8 protein-coding genes are annotated in these 4761 nt (G+C 31.9%); 5 read left to right on the top strand and 3 right to left on the bottom strand.

Annotated features, from left to right (window positions below; genetic code table 11):
* Positions 1–206: LysR family transcriptional regulator (locus J7M77_RS07355; protein WP_296877185.1), on the bottom strand; the 206-nt coding region annotated here is incomplete at its 3' end.
* 127 nt (positions 207–333) lie between these two features.
* Here J7M77_RS07355 and J7M77_RS07350 point away from each other — a divergent pair.
* From J7M77_RS07350 to J7M77_RS07335, 4 genes are read left to right on the top strand one after another with little or no spacing between them, the layout of a single operon-like run.
* Positions 334–495, top strand: coding sequence for a hypothetical protein (locus J7M77_RS07350; protein ID WP_296877184.1), 162 nt, complete (start codon positions 334–336; stop codon positions 493–495).
* Positions 470–814: a cyclophilin-like fold protein gene (locus J7M77_RS07345; protein ID WP_296877183.1), complete on the top strand. Its 345-nt coding sequence runs from the start codon at positions 470–472 to the stop codon at positions 812–814. Before J7M77_RS07350 ends, J7M77_RS07345 begins: the two co-directional genes overlap by 26 nt.
* Positions 815–829: 15 nt before the next feature.
* Positions 830–1681, top strand: a complete 852-nt coding sequence (locus J7M77_RS07340) for an aldo/keto reductase (RefSeq protein ID WP_296877182.1) — start codon at positions 830–832, stop codon at positions 1679–1681.
* Positions 1682–1695: 14 nt separating this feature from the next.
* Positions 1696–2637, top strand: a complete 942-nt coding sequence (locus J7M77_RS07335; protein WP_296877181.1) for an alpha/beta hydrolase — start codon at positions 1696–1698, stop codon at positions 2635–2637.
* Between the two features lie 22 nt (positions 2638–2659).
* Here the strand turns inward: J7M77_RS07335 and J7M77_RS07330 are convergent, their stop codons facing one another.
* Both J7M77_RS07330 and J7M77_RS07325 read right to left on the bottom strand, forming a co-directional pair.
* Positions 2660–3682, bottom strand: coding sequence for a M42 family metallopeptidase (locus tag J7M77_RS07330; RefSeq protein WP_296877180.1), 1023 nt, complete (start codon positions 3680–3682; stop codon positions 2660–2662).
* 77 nt (positions 3683–3759) lie between these two features.
* On the bottom strand, positions 3760–4188 hold the full coding sequence (locus J7M77_RS07325) for an Rrf2 family transcriptional regulator (RefSeq protein ID WP_296877179.1): 429 nt from the start codon (positions 4186–4188) through the stop codon (positions 3760–3762).
* A 149-nt stretch (positions 4189–4337) separates the two neighbouring features.
* Between J7M77_RS07325 and J7M77_RS07320 the strand changes: the two genes are divergently transcribed.
* The coding region (locus tag J7M77_RS07320) for a YhgE/Pip domain-containing protein (protein ID WP_296877178.1) at positions 4338–4761 on the top strand (424 nt) is incomplete at its 3' end.

The raw sequence follows: 4761 nt of genomic DNA, 5'->3' as shown, positions 1-4761 counted from the left end.
TGAGCTCGTGCTCGTAAAAAAATACCATCTTCTGTTAAAGTTATTTTTCGTTTACCGCGAATAAATAGTTGTTTTCCCAACTGCTGCTCTAAATCCATCATTTGTTTCGAAAGAGTTGGCTGGGATATATGCAAACTGTTGGCAGCACTAGTGATATTTTGTTCTCTGGCTACTGCTAGAAAATAATATAATAATCTAGTTTCAATCATTTTTACTCACCTCTTAGTTAAATTATACCTTTCTTTATCATAACTGTAAACTATAATAAATAATTTAAAATAAGTATTTCCTATTAAGTAAAAAATACGATAAGATATCTTCGAAGGAGGAAACATGACAAAAGATTGGTTTGATAAAAAGAAAATTGAAGATTATCGAAAGCAGTCACTAGAGAAAATAAATAAATTAGAAAATATGATTAAACAAATTGATGAAATGATAGTTAAACTATCAAGTAGGAGTGAGATAAATGAAAATTCAAGTAAAAGAAAATGATAATGTGATTATTTTTAAATTAAATGATTCTAAAGCAGCTAAAGATTTGTATGAGCAACTGCCAATGACTGTTGAAATTGAAAATTTTAGTAATAATGAAAAAATCTTTTATCCAGCAAAAAAGTTAAAAGTAGAAGATACGCCATTAGCTAATGCAAAAGTTGGAACTTTAGCTTACTATCGACCATGGGGCAATGTAGTAATGTTTTATGGCTATTTTGGCAGTGGCAGTGGTTTATATGAATTAGGTGAAGCTATTTTAGGAAATGAATTGATTAGTAAACTTAAACATGTTGTGGAAATAACCGCAATTGATTAAAAGGAGGATTCGATTATGGAAATGATTAAATTAAATAATGGATATCAAGTACCGCAGCTTGGTTTAGGAACGTTTCAAGTTACTGATTATGATACTTGTAAACAAAGTGTTTTAGATGCTTTAAAAGCTGGCTGTCGTTTAATTGATACTGCGGCTTGTTATGGCAATGAAAAAGCCGTTGGTGATGCGATCAAAGAAAGTAAGATCGATCGTCATGAAATTGTGATTTCCTCAAAAGTTTGGATTCAGGATGCTACTTATCAAAAAACCATTGATTCTTTTAATAAAACCTTAGAAAATCTACAAACTGATTATCTTGATCTCTATTTTATTCACATGCCTTATGGTGATTATCATGGCAGTTATCGGGCAATGGAAAAGCTCTATCATGAAGGAAAGATCAAAGCACTTGGTGTATCTAACTTTTTAGCTGATCGTTTAGTTGACTTGATTTTAAGTCATGAAGTTATTCCAGCGATTAATCAAATGGAATTGCATCCATTTTGTCAGCGGAAAAAATTACGTGAAGTAATGAAAAAATATGGGATCCAGATGATGGCCTGGTCACCATTTGCTCAAGGTAGTAAAGGGATCTTTACTAATGAACAATTAATGACAATTGGTGCTAAATATCAAAAAACACCAGCTCAGGTAATTCTTAGATGGTTAAGACAAAATGAAATTATTGCCATTTTTAAATCAGTTCATCAAGAACGAATCATTGAAAACTTTGCAATTGATGACTTTGTTTTAAGTGACGAAGATCTCCAAATTATTAACCAGATGGATGAAAAGAAACCGTTGATTTTAGATATTCAAGCGTTAAATGAAGTTTATCGTTTACATGGAATTAAATTTAAACAATAAAAGGAGGAATACCAATGAGTGAAAATTATACATTTACATTAAGTAATCAAGTAAAAAGAGATCATGTTTTCTATCATAATCGTTATGGCATTAAATTAGCGGCTGATTTATATACGAAAAAAGATTTAGATTTAACTAAAAAACATCCGGCTATCGTAATTGGTCCACCGTATGCAGGAGTTAAGGAACAAGGACCAGGTGTCTATGCCAATGAATTAGCTAAACAGGGTTTTGTCATAATTGCCTTTGATCCAGCGTATATGGGAGAAAGCAGCGGCAAGCCGCGTCATGTTTCCTCACCGGATATTTTTAGTGAAAACTTTAGTGCCAGTGTTGATTATTTAGGAATGCTTGAATATGTTGATCGTCAAAAAATTGGAGCAATAGGCATTTGTGGCAGTGGCGGTTTTGCCTTATCAGCCACCCAGGTAGATACTCGTATTAAAGCAGTAGTCACTTGTAGTTTAGTTGATATTTCTTTAGTTAGTCGTTTAGGTACACCTGAAGATTTATTAGCTGAAAAACAAAGATTAAATGAACAAAGATGGCATGATTTTGAAAATGGCTATCCTGAATATATACCAGCTTTTCCAGCTAAACCAACGAAAACTGTTCCTGAAGGAATTGAGGGAATGAATGAAGAATATTATCGCTACTATGGTATGGAAAGAGGTCATCATCCTAATGCCCTAGGTAACTTTACTACGACTTCAAAATTAGCGATGATCAATTATGATCTGTTAGGTCATTTAGATGAAATCAGTCCCCGTCCAATTCTATTAATTGCCGGAAAAGAGGCTCATTCACTTGAATTTAGTAAGCTTGTTTATAACCAAGCTCAACAACCAAAGGAATTATATTTAGTCGATGATGCGATTCATATTGATTTATATGATGACGTTACAAAAATTCCTTTTGATAAAATTGAAGACTTTTTTAACACTAATTTAAAATAAAGAGATTTCGGCTGAAATCTCTTTATTCATCTAGTAAATACGCTAAAATTAAGCGATAAGTATTTTCAACTGCCTGAATATGGGTTCTTTCCATTCCATGTGAGGCCCCAACACCAGGACCAATTAAAGCCCCTTTAATATTTTGACCACCTCGTAAAGCCGCCGACACATCACTGCTATAAAATGGATAAACATCAACGGCATAATTTAGCTTATGTACTTTAGCTAATTCGATAAAACGCGTTGTAAGATCATAATCATAAGGACCGCTAGAATCTTTAGCACAAATACTAACATCATATTCACTGCAAGCAAGATCTAAACCGATACAGCCCATATCGACAGCAATTAATTCATCGATCATTTCGGGTACATAACTATTACCATGACCAACTTCTTCATAAGTAGAAATAATAAAAGATAGTGAATGTTTAGGGATAATTTGGTTAGTAGCTAGGTATTTTAGGACCCCAAATAAAATGGCAACACTCATTTTATCATCAAGAAACCGTGATTTGATAAATCCCGATGGAGTAATCGTTGTTTTAGGATCAATAGCAATATAATCACCATTATTAATTCCTAATTTTAAAACATCTTCTTTAGATTTTACGATCTCATCAATACGAATATGCATCGTTTCACAAGTTCGTTTAGCGCTTTTAGCGTCATCAAAAACATGGGCGGCTGGGGAATTTGAAAGAATTGTTCCCGTATAAATTTGTTTATCACGAGTGATGATTCGACAATATTCACCATCTAAAGTAGGAATAATAGGACCACCAATATTAGTAAACGCTAAAGTCCCATCATCTTTAATACTTCTAACCATTAATCCTAAAGTATCAACATGACCACAAAAACCAATATGATAATCATCCTGGCCGCAAACATTAATAATTAAATTTCCTTTATTAGTTGTTGTTGTTTGAAATCCGAGCTTTTTAGCTTCTTGCTTACAGTAAGCAATTACCTCTTTACAATAGCCCGAAGGACTATCAAGTGCCATAATGTCTTTTAAAATATTAAGTATATAATCATTCATAAGTTTCAATCCTCTCTAAATATAAATATTGTCATTTATTATACTCTTTTATCAAAACAAATTTAAGCAAATTTTTATTAAGTTTGCTGGTGGGCCGAAGCAATGATGTTAGCTAAAGTAATTTCACTAAGTTTTTCTTTGTAATGTTTTTGAGCAGTATTTAAATAATCAACAATAAAATCTTCGGTTTCTTTAACTTTTAATTTAGGATCAAAAACTTTATCAACTAAATGAGTTGTTTCCACAAATGGTTCTTTACCCTCAATAGCTTCAAAAATATCTAATAAAGAAATCTTATCAATACTTTTAGCTAAGACAAAACCACCTAATTTACTAGCTTTAGAACTAATTAATCCCGAAACGACTAGTTGTCGGGTGATTTTTTTTAAATATGAATCAGATACCGCTAGTTTTTTGCTTAATTCATGGCTTTTAATAGGATTATCACTAGTACCAATTAAAAGCAGGATGCAAATTGCTTGTTCAAAACTCTTTTTTACTTTCATTTTTATCACCTACGTATCTATTTTACCAAAAAAAGCTGCTTTTGTATCGTTAAAGAGTTGACAAGTGGGATTTTATTACTATAATAATCATAGATATTTAATATCTATGGATAATAAATATCTATAAAAAACAAGAAAGAAGGAATAATATGCTTAAACAAGAATGGCAAAATATCTTCCATAATACTTGGCTTAAAGTAGTTTTGGCAGCTATTATCGCCATACCTAGTATTTATGCCTGTGTCTTTTTAGGTTCCATGTGGGATCCTTATGGTAATACTGAAGAGATACCGGTAGCCGTTGTGAATTTAGATGAAGCTATAACTTATCAGCAACAAACTTTAAATGTTGGTAAAGAACTAGTTAATAATCTAAAAGAAAATCAAGCGATGAATTTTCAATTTGTTGATAAACAAACTGCCAGCCGAGGTTTAAAAGATGGCAAGTATTATATGGTAATTACCATACCTGAAGATTTTTCGAAAAATGCAACAACTTTATTAGATGAAAATCCCCAAAAGATGATCTTAAATTATACTACTAATCCAGGTAGTAACTATATTGCATCAAAGA

Source organism: Thomasclavelia sp. (assembly GCF_017889095.1).
Taxonomy (GTDB): Bacteria; Bacillota_I; Bacilli_A; order Erysipelotrichales; family Coprobacillaceae; genus Thomasclavelia.
Note: the sequence above shows the minus strand (reverse complement) of the source record. Positions and strands in the feature narration are given on the sequence as shown.

Bases quoted from the DNA above. Each gene is read 5' to 3' on its own strand.
- J7M77_RS07345 (WP_296877183.1), top strand. From the start codon at position 470: ATGAAAATTCAAGTAAAAGAAAATGATAATGTGATTATTTTTAAATTA.
- J7M77_RS07335 (WP_296877181.1), top strand. From the start codon at position 1,696: ATGAGTGAAAATTATACATTTACATTAAGTAATCAAGTAAAAAGAGAT.
- J7M77_RS07350 (WP_296877184.1), top strand. From the start codon at position 334: ATGACAAAAGATTGGTTTGATAAAAAGAAAATTGAAGATTATCGAAAG.
- J7M77_RS07325 (WP_296877179.1), bottom strand. From the start codon at position 4,188: ATGAAAGTAAAAAAGAGTTTTGAACAAGCAATTTGCATCCTGCTTTTA.
- J7M77_RS07330 (WP_296877180.1), bottom strand. From the start codon at position 3,682: ATGAATGATTATATACTTAATATTTTAAAAGACATTATGGCACTTGAT.
- J7M77_RS07340 (WP_296877182.1), top strand. From the start codon at position 830: ATGGAAATGATTAAATTAAATAATGGATATCAAGTACCGCAGCTTGGT.